At 55.0% G+C, this 12,095-nt stretch carries 14 protein-coding genes; 8 read left to right on the top strand and 6 right to left on the bottom strand.

Annotated features, from left to right (window positions below):
* The first annotated feature begins 114 nt into the window (after positions 1-114).
* Both USG84_RS09185 and yjiA read left to right on the top strand, forming a co-directional pair.
* Positions 115-318, top strand: coding sequence for a YbdD/YjiX family protein (locus USG84_RS09185; protein ID WP_003856610.1), 204 nt, complete (start codon positions 115-117; stop codon positions 316-318).
* Positions 319-328: 10 nt separating this feature from the next.
* On the top strand, positions 329-1,282 hold the full coding sequence (gene yjiA, locus USG84_RS09180) for a GTPase (protein WP_253540567.1): 954 nt from the start codon (positions 329-331) through the stop codon (positions 1,280-1,282).
* A gap of 76 nt (positions 1,283-1,358) precedes the next feature.
* On the opposite strand, the gene USG84_RS09175 is transcribed toward yjiA, so the two are convergent.
* Positions 1,359-2,717: an esterase-like activity of phytase family protein gene (locus USG84_RS09175; protein WP_151413558.1), complete on the bottom strand. Its 1,359-nt coding sequence runs from the start codon at positions 2,715-2,717 to the stop codon at positions 1,359-1,361.
* Between the two features lie 410 nt (positions 2,718-3,127).
* Here USG84_RS09175 and USG84_RS09170 point away from each other — a divergent pair, with 410 nt between their 5' ends.
* Positions 3,128-3,673: a YfaZ family outer membrane protein gene (locus USG84_RS09170; RefSeq protein WP_061099349.1), complete on the top strand. Its 546-nt coding sequence runs from the start codon at positions 3,128-3,130 to the stop codon at positions 3,671-3,673.
* On the top strand, positions 3,673-3,993 hold the full coding sequence (locus USG84_RS09165) for a hypothetical protein (protein WP_151413557.1): 321 nt from the start codon (positions 3,673-3,675) through the stop codon (positions 3,991-3,993). The genes USG84_RS09170 and USG84_RS09165 overlap by 1 nt, the downstream gene beginning before the upstream one ends.
* A 45-nt stretch (positions 3,994-4,038) precedes the next feature.
* Here USG84_RS09165 and USG84_RS09160 read toward each other — a convergent pair whose 3' ends face one another.
* Positions 4,039-5,409 carry an NAD-dependent succinate-semialdehyde dehydrogenase gene (locus tag USG84_RS09160; protein WP_151413556.1) on the bottom strand — a complete coding sequence of 457 codons (1,371 nt, stop codon included), beginning with the start codon at positions 5,407-5,409 and terminating at the stop codon, positions 4,039-4,041.
* 151 nt (positions 5,410-5,560) lie between these two features.
* Here USG84_RS09160 and USG84_RS09155 point away from each other — a divergent pair, with 151 nt between their 5' ends.
* The 3 genes from USG84_RS09155 to USG84_RS09145 all read left to right on the top strand — a co-directional run bounded on the left by USG84_RS09155 (position 5,561) and on the right by USG84_RS09145 (position 8,282).
* A complete protein-coding gene (locus USG84_RS09155) occupies positions 5,561-6,304 on the top strand; it encodes an AraC family transcriptional regulator (protein WP_151413555.1) in 744 nt (247 codons plus the stop codon).
* 47 nt (positions 6,305-6,351) lie between these two features.
* The gene (locus USG84_RS09150) at positions 6,352-6,999 is read left to right on the top strand and encodes a LysE family translocator (RefSeq protein WP_151413554.1); all 648 of its coding nucleotides are present in this window, start codon (positions 6,352-6,354) and stop codon (positions 6,997-6,999) included.
* 101 nt (positions 7,000-7,100) lie between these two features.
* Positions 7,101-8,282: a restriction endonuclease gene (locus USG84_RS09145; RefSeq protein WP_151413553.1), complete on the top strand. Its 1,182-nt coding sequence runs from the start codon at positions 7,101-7,103 to the stop codon at positions 8,280-8,282.
* 51 nt (positions 8,283-8,333) lie between these two features.
* Here the strand turns inward: USG84_RS09145 and tssD are convergent, their stop codons facing one another.
* Genes tssD through USG84_RS09130 form a run of 3 tightly spaced genes read right to left on the bottom strand, consistent with a single transcriptional unit; the run spans position 8,334 to position 9,700 of the window.
* Positions 8,334-8,825: a type VI secretion system tube protein TssD gene (gene tssD / locus USG84_RS09140; RefSeq protein ID WP_151413552.1), complete on the bottom strand. Its 492-nt coding sequence runs from the start codon at positions 8,823-8,825 to the stop codon at positions 8,334-8,336.
* On the bottom strand, positions 8,826-9,338 hold the full coding sequence (locus USG84_RS09135; RefSeq protein WP_151413551.1) for a hypothetical protein: 513 nt from the start codon (positions 9,336-9,338) through the stop codon (positions 8,826-8,828).
* Positions 9,338-9,700: a tlde1 domain-containing protein gene (locus USG84_RS09130; protein WP_080328923.1), complete on the bottom strand. Its 363-nt coding sequence runs from the start codon at positions 9,698-9,700 to the stop codon at positions 9,338-9,340. Before USG84_RS09130 ends, USG84_RS09135 begins: the two co-directional genes overlap by 1 nt.
* A gap of 247 nt (positions 9,701-9,947) precedes the next feature.
* Here USG84_RS09130 and USG84_RS09125 point away from each other — a divergent pair, with 247 nt between their 5' ends.
* On the top strand, positions 9,948-11,216 hold the full coding sequence (locus USG84_RS09125; protein ID WP_320738247.1) for a DUF445 domain-containing protein: 1,269 nt from the start codon (positions 9,948-9,950) through the stop codon (positions 11,214-11,216).
* Here USG84_RS09125 and USG84_RS09120 read toward each other — a convergent pair.
* Complete coding sequence (locus USG84_RS09120) at positions 11,206-12,069, bottom strand: LysR substrate-binding domain-containing protein (RefSeq protein WP_253540545.1); 864 nt, start codon at positions 12,067-12,069, stop codon at positions 11,206-11,208. The genes USG84_RS09125 and USG84_RS09120 overlap by 11 nt on opposite strands.
* Positions 12,070-12,095: the final 26 nt, after the last annotated feature.

Here is a 12,095-nt window from a genome sequence, read left to right as displayed (position 1 = left end):
AACAAATATCCCCTCACCCTAACCCTCTCCCCAAAGGGGAGAGGGGACTTTATACACCCTCTCCCCTTTGGGGAGAGGGCAGGGGTGAGGGGCTTTTCCTGTCTGGAACCCTCAATGTTTGGTAACTTAGGCGAAGCGAAAAAATACCTCGGTCAGGCGGCGAAAATGCTGATTGGCATTCCGGACTATGACAACTACGTTGAGCATATGAAGACCAACCATCCGGACAAGCCGTACATGACCTACACCGAATTCTTCCGCGAGCGGCAGGAAGCGCGCTACGGCGGAAGTGGAGAAGGCGGCGTCCGCTGCTGCTAAAGGAGAGACCATGACCCCGATTGCCGTTACCCTGCTGACCGGTTTTCTCGGCGCCGGTAAGACCACCCTGCTGCGCCACATCCTGAATGAACAGCACGGCTTCAAAATCGCCGTCATCGAAAACGAATTTGGCGAAGTCTCCGTAGACGACCAGCTGATTGGCGATCGCGCCACGCAGATCAAAACCCTGACCAACGGCTGCATCTGCTGCACCCGCTCTAACGAATTAGAAGACGCCCTGCTGGACCTGCTCGACAGCCGCGATCGTGGAGACATACACTTCGATCGCCTGGTGATCGAGTGCACCGGCATGGCCGACCCCGGCCCGATTATTCAGACCTTTTTCTCTCATGAGATCCTTTGCCAGCGCTACCTGCTGGACGGGGTGATTGCCCTCGTGGACGCGGTCCACGCCGACGAGCAGATGAACCAGTTCACCATCGCCCAGTCCCAGGTAGGCTACGCCGACCGCATTCTGCTGACCAAAACCGACGTGGCGGGCGACAGCGAAAAACTGCGCGAGCGCCTTACGCGCATCAACTCCCGCGCGCCGATTTATACGGTGACGCATGGCGATATCGACCTGTCCCAGCTGTTTAACACCAACGGCTTTATGCTGGAGGAGAACGTCACCGCGAAACCGCGCTTCCACTTTATCTCCGACAAGCAAAACGACGTGGCGTCGATTGTGGTGGAGCTGGACTATCCGGTGGACATCGGCGAGGTCTCCCGCGTGATGGAAAACCTGCTGCTGTCGTTTGCCGACAAGCTGCTGCGCTACAAAGGAATGCTGTGGATCGACGGTGAGCCGAACCGCCTGCTGTTCCAGGGCGTGCAGCGCCTGTACAGCGCCGACTGGGATCGCCCGTGGGGCGAAGAAGCGCCGCACAGCGTGATGGTGTTTATCGGTATCCAGCTGCCGGAAGAAGAAATCCGGGCGGCGTTTGCGACTCTAAAGAAATAACCGCACCAAACAATTCCCTCTCCCCTTTGGGGAGAGGGTTAGGGTGAGGGGTTAGGGTGAGGGGTAAGCCCTGGTATTATTTCAACGCCTCCGGCAGCGTCACAATCCACAGCTCGCTGTCCGATTCCGGCTTCTTCAGCGGCTTCACGCTGAGCGTGGTTTCCACCGGTTTATCATCCAGCGTCAGCTTGCCTTCCGCATTCACCCGATAATCCTTGAGCTTTTTGCCCTCGACCGGGTGCTGCATCGCCACCTTCACGCCAAAGTCGTTATCGTTCGCCACCGCAAGCGTTTTGCCGTCGATCAGCGCCAGCCCTTCGGCTTTCTCCTGCTTCCAGCCCAGCGCGCGCAGATCGACAACCTGCGTTTTTGCAGCAAGGGTAATGCCGCGCTGCGCCAGGGTTTTCTCATCATCAAACTCCGGGTACTCGCCCGGCTTGTCGAAGGCGGTCAGGTCGCTCGCCTTGCTGAGATCCACCTTGTAGATAAGGTTACGCATCGCGTCATTTTTATCCTCACCCTGCTCAATCAGCAGGATGTGCTGGTCATCCAGCGCCACGATGTCGCCGATTTTGGCGTCGCTGTTTTTACCGTAGGCCGCGCTGTCGATGGGATAGCCGTACATCGCGGTTTTACCGGTCGCCGGGTCGAAGCTGACCAGACGCGTAAACAGCGCCTGCTTTTTGCTCTTGCCGTCGATATCCAGCGTGCTTTGCACGGCGGCGATAATACGCCCGTCCGGCATCCGGGTCAGGCCTTCAAAGCCCCGGTTCGGCTGGCGCCACTTGATAACGTTTGGCAGACCGCCCGCGATGGATTTTTCCCCTTCTGCGGCCTGCGGCCCGTGGATCGCCAGAATTTTTCCTTTGCTGTCGACGTTAATCAGGAACGGGCCATACTCGTCGCACAGCCAGAAGCCGCCCTTGCCGTCCGGGGTGATGCCTTCCGTGTCCAGCCCGCGGTTGTCACCCTTCAGAATTTTGAGGGTATCGCTGAACGCTACCTCATTGGTGGATCCAATCACGCCGCTTTGCAGCGGCAGGCCGTTAATCTCGCCTTTATCATCATGCAGAGGACGGGCGTCGACAGCCTCCGCTTTGCCGTTCTGGACGCGGATGGTCATCAGCAGCGGCGCGAAATCCGGCGTGACAAAAATTTTGGCTTCGTTTTTGCCCATTTTGGGCGCATCGGCGTTGGGACCGCGATCGGTCACGGTCGCGAAGGTCAGGGCATCGCCCTGCTTGCCCGTAAACAGCAGGCCGGAGCCAATCCCTACCGGGAGTCCATTTGGAAACGCGTCGGCAAACGCGCCGCTGTATTTCACGTGTGAGCCGTCAGGGAAGCTGACAACATAGCGCTCAGCCGTGGGCTGCGCCGCCAGGCCAGAGAAAGAGAGCGTACAGCCGATAAGCACAGGAATGATTTTTCTTTTCATATTGTTAGCATCCAGAAAGTGAAGCCCACAACGTAATGAACAAACGTGTCAGAAAAATGACATGGAAAGGAAGCGTAGCCGGGCATTTGAGCGAATAATGACCATAAAAATGTAAAAATTTGTTTTTTTATGTGATTTTAGAAATGGAATTGGAAATTATTAGAAGCCCAATTAATTCATCTCAAACCACTATCCCTGGCTCGTTCAGATTTCGTTTAGTCAAAAAATTAAACTGTTCCTCAACGCCTGAAATATGCGCGTTGACACACCGACAACCCAACCTCAGCGTTACAAATAAAGATAAAAAAATTAACAAACCCAGCATGAAAAGTCGATTTTCATCACATTTGCAGTCATAAACATCGCTTGTTAAGGTGCCTCCAGATTAATTTGATGATGAGGCACGAATCATGAAAAAACTGAACATTCTTCTTCTTTCTGCGCTGACCGCCATCTCGGGTTCCGCACTGGCAATGGGCGGCAGCATTGAGCAGGGTAAAAACTTTACTAACCTCAACCTGGAAATGGGCAAATCCTCCTCCGGTGTTTATCTCGAAAGCAACTGGCTGAAAAACACCGACGACGGTACCCAGACCGGTGGCGTGGGCGCAGGTTACAATCTGGAAGTGGGCCCGGTGATGCTGAATGCGGGCGCAAAGGCCATCTACATCGGCCCGAAAAAAGGCGATAACGGCGTGGCCTTCCCGATTGGCGGCGGCGTAAACGTTGCGCTGACCGACAGCATCCACGTCTATGGCGAAGGCTATGTGGCACCTGAAGGCCTGAACAACAGCGTGAAAAACTACGTTGAAGCTAACGGCGGCGTAAGCTGGACCCCAATCAAACCGGTTACGCTGAAAGTGGGCTACCGCCACGTGAGCGTTGACGGCAAAGATGGTCGTCCAAACCACACCCTGATTGACGGCGCATATGTAGGCGGTGGAGTAACCTTCTAATGAAACACCGCATTACCGCGCTTTGCGTTCTGAGCCTCACGCTGATGCTCACCGGCTGCGTCCAGTACAAATGGGTAAAACCGGGCGTGACCGACGCTGAGATGAATAAAAAGCTCACGGAATGCGAAGCGCAGGCCCTGATCGATCTGCCCCCGGATAACGTAGTGACCGGTTCGAGCTCGGAAAAAACGGACAAAAAGAACAAGAAAAAGGATATTTCCACGAGCTACACGGTTGAAGACGCGAATGAATATCGCCGGGATACGTTAGTCGACAGCTGCATGTTCAAAAGCGGCTGGGACAAGATCGAAGTCCAGTAATCAACTGAAAAAAAACCTGCCAACCGGCAGGTTTTTTATGACCGCTTACTTACGCACCACCACCAGCTTCTGGTTCACAAACTCTTTGATCCCCAGATCCGACAGCTCGCGTCCGTAGCCGGAGCGCTTCACGCCGCCGAACGGCAGCTCTGCTGCGGTATCGGTGAGCCAGTTGATGTACACCATCCCGGTCTCGATCCGCGACGCCATTTTCTTCGCGCGCTCGATGTCCTGGCTGAACACCGCACCACCCAGGCCGTAGTGGGAGTCGTTCGCCAGCGCGACCGCCTCGTCGTCGTTTTTCACCACGTACATCTGCGCCACCGGGCCGAAGAACTCTTCGAAGTACGCCGGGTTGTCGCGGGAGATATTCGTCAGGATCGTCGGTTCGAAGAAGCTCCCGTCGCGCTGCACCGGCTTGCCGCCATAGTGCAGCGTGGCGCCGTTTTTCACCGCCTCGTTAACCTGTTTGGTCAGCGTTTCCAGCGCATCTTTGGAAGAGAGCGGCCCCAGCGTGGTGCTTTCATCCAGCGGATCGCCAATCTTCACCTGCTTAAACGCCTCGGTAAATTTGGTCAGGAAGGCATCGGCAATTTTCTCGTGCAGGATAAAGCGCTTCGCCGCGGTACAGACCTGCCCGGCGTTGTTGAGTCGGGCATTCACGCCAATCTTAACGGCCTTCTCAAGGTCCGCGTCATCCAGCACCACGAAGACGTCGTTACCGCCCAGCTCCAGGGTCGATTTCTTGATGTGCTTCGCCGCCTGCGCGGCCACCACGCTGCCTGCCTTTTCGGAGCCGGTTAGCGCTGCGCCCTGCACGCGATCGTCTGCGATGATATTCGCCACCTGTTCGGACGAGATAAACAGGTTTGTCCACGCCCCTTCCGGCGCGCCCGCCTCGCGCACCAGATGCGCAAAGGTCTCGGCGCAGTGCGGCACGATGCTGGCATGCTTGGCAATAACGGGGTTACCCGCCGCCAGGTTTGGTGCCAGGACGCGCATCAGCTGGTAGTACGGGAAGTTCCACGGCTCAACGGCCATCAGCACGCCGATGGGGTGATGCTCCACCCACGCTTCCCCGAGCTCAGAGTCGTACTTCACCGGGGCGAGGAACTGCTTCGCGTTGTCGGCGTAGTAGCGGGCGATCTGCGCGCACAGCTTCACCTCGCCGCGGCTCTGTTCGATGAGCTTACCCATCTCCTGGCTGGCGATTTTCGCCAGGTCCTCCACGCGCTCGTCGATCAGGTCGGCGAGCTTATGCAGCATCGGCAGGCGCTGGCTGATGTCGCCTTTCGCCCATTGCGAATGGTAAAGCGCATCGGCCGCCTTGAGCGCCGCTTCGATATCCGCGTCGGTATGTGAGGGGTATTCTTTGATGAGCTGGTTAGTGGCAGGATTTACTGTCTGATAAGCCATATCGAATCTCCATGTTTTACCGCTTAGGGTATTAAGGGTAGTCAACATGACTGGCTGTGGACGTAAAGTTGGGTATATCCGGAAGGTTCTTAATGAAGCAGTGCCGGACGGTTCGCTGACGTGGTATAAAAAACCTCCAGAAGGAGTTCCCATGACCGATACCCGACACGTTCGTCAGACTTTTCACCGCGCCCAGGGCCTTGAGCTGCGCAGCTCCTGGCAGACCACGCAGGCGTACAAACGCCACTGTCACCCTCAGCTCTCCATCGGCGCGATTGTTGAGGGCCAGACCTGCTGCGTCTGTCATGACAGAGAGTACATCCTTAACCCCGGTGACCTCATCGTGATCCCCGCTAATGTGCCGCACAGCTGCAACCCCGTCGACGGGCAGCCGCGCAGCTACCATATGCTCTATATCGACACCGATCTTCCTCTGGCGCTACAGGTGATTCGTAACCCTGACCTGTTTGCCCATTACCTGGACGTTATTGAAACAATGTCTCCAGCATCCGTGGAGACGCTGCTTTCTGCCCTTCCCCGCTGCGCGGATAACGCCGACGCGCTTCGCTCAACCAGCCAGCAGGTTCAGGAGGCGTTTCTTTCCAATCTCACCAGCCCGCCTTCTCTCGACGAGCTTGCTCAACGGTTCTCGCTGCGCAAGGAGACGCTGATTCGCACCTTCAGGCAGGACACCGGCCTGACGCCGGGCAGCTTCCTCAACGTCTCCCGCGTGGAGTACGCCAAAGCGCGGCTGCGCGCCGGGGATGCTATCGCCGACGTCGGCTACCAGAGCGGCTTTGCCGACCAGAGCCATTTTCATAAGACCTTCGTCAGCTATACCGCCGCCACGCCGCGCCAGTACGCCACGGGCCGATCAATATCAGACAATAAATAGGTTCTACAACGCCGTACTCTGACCTCAGATTGTTAACTGAGGTCGCTATGGAACTGTTCTTCCCTTCCGCTTTTCTCGCCCTGGCGCTGGCGCATTTTGTTGCCCTGCTCAGCCCGGGCCCGGATTTTTTCCTGCTTGTGGGCTACGCGGCGCGCTATCGGCTGCGCGGCAGCGCCGGGCTGTGCGTCGGCATCGCCGCAGGTAACGCGCTCTATATTGTTCTGGTGATTATCGGCTGGAGCGCGCTGCGCCAGTTTACGTGGCTGTTTACGCTGATCGAGCTTTGCGGGGCGCTGTATCTGCTGTGGATCGGCTCGCATCTGGTGCGCAGCCGGCCTCAGGCGCTGGCGCTGAATGAAACTCACCAGCGTTGCCCTTCGCTGCGCAAGCAGATCCTGCTGGGGCTCGGTTCGGCGCTGCTTAACCCGAAGAACGCGCTGTTCTATCTGGCGCTGATGACGGCGCTGCTGGGGCCGAACGTCACGCTGCTTCAGCAGGCGACCTGCGGCGTCTGGATGGTAATGGTGGTGCTGGTGTGGGATCTGGCGTTGGTGACGCTGATGGGGCTATCGGCGGTGCAACAGAAGCTCAGCCGTTCGCTGTGGTGGATTGAGCGGGCGGCGGGGGTGGTGTTGATGGGGTTTGGCGGGTGGGTGCTGTGGCGGGTGCTGGCAAATAGTGTGTTGCCCCTATAGAAAGCAACGCCTTTATTACCTTACAAAATAAGTGACTTAGCTATTAGTATTTATTCCCTGACGTGGCAAGCTAACGCCACAGCAATCGTTAAGGGAACAACGTGAAAAATTACAAAGTCATTACGCCACTTTTTCCAACCTATGCGCAGGTTCAGGCAATGATGAAAGCCGTCTCCGGCTATTCAGTGAATTCGGTACGTAACATGATCAGTGCGATTCAGGAACAAACCGGCACACCGCAAAACCCGGTCGACTGGTCCGAACCTGATATGTGGATCAACGAACGCCTGAAAGGCGAAGACGCTGAGATAGCGCTGCGGATCTGGGATCAGGATAACCACATCCTCAATCCGCGCCATAGTTACGGTAGCTATTTGTTTCTAAACTCTCATGTCTTTGAGCTGATGGAAACGACGCCGAAAGATACCTGGTTCCCTACCCAGCGCGGTCAGCAATTTCTGAATAATGATGAGGCCACGTTACGCACGCTGGACGATAAAGAAGGGTTACTGCAGCTTCTTGAACTGCTGGCTGGACGTGAAATGTCCCGTCGTGCTGACTTACTCCCGGAATGGCAGGCTTTTTTACACCAGCATTCAAAGTTCGCTTCTACCAGTTCTATCAAAAGCACGCTCTACTCGCGCCTCTACAACCTGATCGATCGCGATATGATCGCCCGGGAAGGGATGAGTTACTACATCACCGATAAAGGTCGCGCATGGTTAGCGAATGCCCTACCGGCTCGCAAAGCCGATCCTCGAAAAGAACTTCTGGACGCGGTGAAGCGCTATAACCACCAGCAAAAAGAGCAGCTTCGCGAACAAATCAGCACCATGAATCCCTACAAGTTCGAGCATTTGATTGGTCAGCTTCTGGAGGCGATGGGTTATGAACAGGTGGAAGTAACCAAAGCGTCGGGCGATAAGGGCGTCGATGTCGTCGGCAGAGTACAGGTGGGCATTACCACCATCACGGAAGTGGTGCAGGTTAAGCGTATGCAGAGCAATATTACCCGCCCTGTTATCGACCAGTTACGTGGTGCGTTGCCTTATCACAGCGCGATCCGGGGCACGCTCATCACCACGGGCCGTTTTGCCGGGAACTGTGAAAAAGCGGCTCTGCATCCCGGTGCGGCTCCTATTACCTTGATAGATGGTGACCGGCTACTAGAACTGTTGATTGAGAATAATGTCGGCATTCGACGCAGCAACGCGGTCGAGCTGCTGGATGTGGATTTACAGCTTTTTGATGAGCTGGAAGAGGGATTAAAAGGCGAAATTTAACGTCATCGCGCTCTGTCTCCGGGAAACCGTCTGTATCCCGGAGACTGTTAATCAAGCCCCTAACCGATAATCCCAGTCATCCGAGTGAATAACGTTACCGTCACGGTAATGCCAGGTAATCTTTTCATAACGAAGCAAAACAAGCTCAAGATGGCCCTGTTTTTCATGGTAAGTCTCTTTCACGTCATGCATCAATGAAAACACTGTGACGACCTTCACCGCTTCCAGCGTGATCGTGAAATAGATTTCTTCCTGACCGGCAGCATTGATTCTGTACAGGTCGATAGTCGCTTTCCTGAGCGTACCGCCCGTGCTGAGTGCCCTATAGAGAAAAACGCTGGAAGCATCAATTTCCTTTTCAATAAGAAATGGACGATGCTGACGTTTACTCAACGCTCTGCCATTATGCAGGTCAGAATTATAGCTTACATTATGATAGAGTCCTAAAACCTCAATTTGGTCTTCACGGTCTTTAACTCTCACGCTCCCTTTTATGATATTACCCGCATCGTCAGTTAATGACATATATCCCGGAATGGCCATTTAATTATCCTTATCGAATGGAACAGAGTGTTCAACGGTGGCGATCATAATGGCGAGACATCTTTTACCCGCCGAACTTTTAACCTTAAACATCTCCCTGATTGAATCGACAAAAAGCTTATTACTCTCTGCTTCCGTCTCGGGGAAATTGGCAAAAGCGCAGACTTGTTCAATAGTGAGCAACGGTTTTTCGTCATTTAAGATTGCTAAAACACCCGAAGGGTTATGCGGGATAGCATTTGAAAGCGCCGCCTTTAGATCTTCAGCCGTACTGGCGTCTACACCGGGTTCAAGGGCACTCGCCACGGCTAACCATGCTTGAGTTCCTTTACTTATCTCTGGAATAACATGATTCCACCATTCCGACTCACCGCTATCATTAGCATACAATGCTGCTACAACACGCCTTGCACCCTTATCGTTTATCATCTGAATAATCTGCGCAGGAGTGTGGTTTTTGGCAAAGAGAGTCATCGGAGCGCATAAGAAGAGTAGCGCAATCATATATTTCATTATCGCACCACCAGTATTGTGTCACCTGAATCATAAATCATATGACGCTTGTCCTGGCCGTTCATAATGATGCAGCCTGCTGATGCCGAGCCTGGCGGTTGACCCTTTTTATCTCCATGAATTTGAAAATGATCTCTACCAAAGGTATTGGTCCCCGCTATAGGTTCAAGAATAATGGCCTCTGCACTTTTATGATTATTCCATCCGGCAATAAAATAAATACCTCTGGGAATGGGCCCTCTGTTTCGTTGACTTTCATACTCAGGCTTATCTCTTGATTCACCCGCGCCGCTGTAGCATTTTGCGATAAACTCGCCATTATGACTTAATACTCCCGTTGAAACTTTATATTCCCATGTCATCAATATCGTCTCCTTTCATGAATAGCCCTTTATCTTATGGCTAAAAAGAGTGTAAAAATGACTACGACGGTCACAAAACATTACGTCCGAAAATAACTAAGCACAGAAAACTTAGAAAAATTAATAATAGATAGTTTTAATGTATATACTTTTTAATATACAAGCCATCTATTCACTCAGAGAGTACGTCTCCCTCCCCCTTACACTAGCTTTGCAATTTTGGTTCACAACCCTCTATCCTTAACCCATGGAAAAAATCGCTGAACTCAAACGCGCCAAGCTGCTGGCGCTGTCGCTGCTGCTGATTGCCGCCGCGGCGTTTATCACCACTCTCTTCCTGCCGCAGACCTTCTGGGTGCGCTGCGTGAAGGCCATTGCCGAGGCGGCGATGGTAGGCGCGCTGGCGGACTGGTTTGCCGTCGTCGCGCTGTTCCGCCGGGTGCCCATTCCGTTCATCTCCCGTCATACGGCGATTATCCCGCGCAATAAGGACCGGATCGGCGACAATCTTGGCCAGTTCGTGCAGGAGAAATTTCTCGATACCCAGTCCCTTGTGGCACTGATCCGCCGCTATGAGCCTGCGCAGATGATCGGCGCCTGGTTCAGCAAGCCCGACAACGCCCAGCGCGTCGGGCTGCATCTGATGCAGGTGATGAGCGGTTTTCTCGAGCTTACCGATGACGGACGCATTCAGCGCCTGCTCAAACGGGCGGTGCATAAGGCCATCGACAAAGTCGATTTCACCGAAACCAGCGCCGTCATGCTGGAGAGCATGACCAAAAACAACCGTCATCAGGTGCTGCTGGACGCCATCATCAACCGCCTGATTACCCTGATTCAGCGGGAAAGCACGCGGGACTTTATCTCTGACCAGATCGTCCACTGGCTGAAGACCGAACACCCGCGCAAGGCGATGGTGCTGCCCACCGAGTGGCTAGGCGATCAAAGCGCGGAGATGGTGTCAAACGCGGTGAACACGCTGCTGGACGATATCAGCCACGACCGCACCCACCAGATCCGTCAGGCGTTCGACCGCGCCACGCTGAAGCTTATCGATAACCTGAAAAACGACCCGGAGATGGCGGCCAAAGCCGACAACATCAAGCACTACCTGAAAAACGATGAGGCGTTTAACCGCTATCTGGGAGAGGTATGGGCCGACCTGCGCCAGTGGCTGAAGGCGGATATGCAGAGCGAGGACTCCCGCGTGAAGCAGCGCATCGCAAACGCCGGGCTGTGGTTTGGCGAAACGCTGTCTAACGATGCCAGCCTGCGGGCGTCGCTGAACGAGCATCTGGAGCAGGCCGCGCACCGCGTCGCGCCGGATTTCGCCGCATTCCTGACGCGCCACATCAGCGACACGGTCAAAAGCTGGGACGCCAAAGACATGTCCCGCCAGATTGAGCTTAACATCGGCAAAGACCTGCAGTTTATTCGCGTCAACGGCACGCTGGTGGGCGGGACGATTGGCCTGATCCTGTTTTTACTCTCGCAAATCCCGACGCTTATCCATTGAGCGTCCTGATGATTAGCGCCTTCATGCTGGAAATGGCTGTATCGGTGGAATCATCCCCCTGATGCAGCGCAATCCCCAGCTCTCCTGCGTTGGGCAGCAGGCGGTTGTCGATCTGTAAGGTCTCTGGCAGGCCAATACGCGTGCGAAGCGTAATACCCAATCCTGCGCTGACGCCTGCCCACAGCCCGCTCAGGCTATGGCTGGTAAAAGCGATACGCCAGGATATACCTGCGGCATCCAGCGCAGCGATGGCCCGGCTTCGCAGTAGGCAGGGCGCGTCAAACATCACCAGCGGCAGCGGCTCCCCTCGTTGCAAAAGTGCCTCGACGTCCTCACGGGACCGGCAAATCCATGCCAGCGGTTCGCTGCGCACATAGTCGCCTTCTCGTCCTTCCTGCCAGACCAGCGCCAGATCGAGTTCGTTTGCCGCAACGCCCCGCAGCAGCGGCTGATTGCGTTCGACGCGTGCGGTCAACCGGAGCTCAGGGTGCTGTCTGTTAAAATCGCCGAGCACCTGCGGCATCACGGACTCCCCGAAGTCCTCCTGCATACCCAGACGCACTTCTCCCTGCAACTGCTCTCCCTTGATTGCCCGGAGCGCTTCATCATTTAGCGCCAGCATGCGTCGGGCGTAGCTCAGCAAAATTTCACCCTCCGGGGTCAATGCCAGCGTTCGCCCCTGCTTTACGGTGAGGGCCACGCCGCACTGCTGCTCCAGCTTTTTTAGCTGGGCGCTAACCGCAGAGGTAGACCGGCACAGCCTGTCCGCCGCCACGGCAAAGCTGGCGGACTGAATACCCTCAACAAAGCTGCGCAGCGCGTCCAGGTCTAATGCTGAAAACCGTTTATCCATATCATCCTCATTTTCGGGATGTTGAG

The organism is Enterobacter sp. 168J2 (assembly GCF_034107265.1).
Lineage (GTDB): Bacteria > Pseudomonadota > Gammaproteobacteria > Enterobacterales > Enterobacteriaceae > Enterobacter > Enterobacter nematophilus.
This window is presented reverse-complemented; position numbering and strand designations above follow the sequence as displayed.

Excerpts from the sequence above, each read along its gene's own strand:
- USG84_RS09155 (WP_151413555.1), top strand. The coding sequence starts at position 5,561 with ATGACCGATACCCGACACGTTCGTCAGACTTTTCACCGCGCCCAGGGC.
- USG84_RS09170 (WP_061099349.1), top strand. The coding sequence starts at position 3,128 with ATGAAAAAACTGAACATTCTTCTTCTTTCTGCGCTGACCGCCATCTCG.
- yjiA (WP_253540567.1), top strand. The coding sequence starts at position 329 with ATGACCCCGATTGCCGTTACCCTGCTGACCGGTTTTCTCGGCGCCGGT.
- USG84_RS09160 (WP_151413556.1), bottom strand. The coding sequence starts at position 5,409 with ATGGCTTATCAGACAGTAAATCCTGCCACTAACCAGCTCATCAAAGAA.
- USG84_RS09135 (WP_151413551.1), bottom strand. The coding sequence starts at position 9,338 with ATGAAATATATGATTGCGCTACTCTTCTTATGCGCTCCGATGACTCTC.
- USG84_RS09150 (WP_151413554.1), top strand. The coding sequence starts at position 6,352 with ATGGAACTGTTCTTCCCTTCCGCTTTTCTCGCCCTGGCGCTGGCGCAT.
- USG84_RS09165 (WP_151413557.1), top strand. The coding sequence starts at position 3,673 with ATGAAACACCGCATTACCGCGCTTTGCGTTCTGAGCCTCACGCTGATG.
- USG84_RS09130 (WP_080328923.1), bottom strand. The coding sequence starts at position 9,700 with ATGACATGGGAATATAAAGTTTCAACGGGAGTATTAAGTCATAATGGC.
- USG84_RS09185 (WP_003856610.1), top strand. The coding sequence starts at position 115 with ATGTTTGGTAACTTAGGCGAAGCGAAAAAATACCTCGGTCAGGCGGCG.
- tssD (WP_151413552.1), bottom strand. The coding sequence starts at position 8,825 with ATGGCCATTCCGGGATATATGTCATTAACTGACGATGCGGGTAATATC.
- USG84_RS09175 (WP_151413558.1), bottom strand. The coding sequence starts at position 2,717 with ATGAAAAGAAAAATCATTCCTGTGCTTATCGGCTGTACGCTCTCTTTC.
- USG84_RS09120 (WP_253540545.1), bottom strand. The coding sequence starts at position 12,069 with ATGGATAAACGGTTTTCAGCATTAGACCTGGACGCGCTGCGCAGCTTT.
- USG84_RS09125 (WP_320738247.1), top strand. The coding sequence starts at position 9,948 with ATGGAAAAAATCGCTGAACTCAAACGCGCCAAGCTGCTGGCGCTGTCG.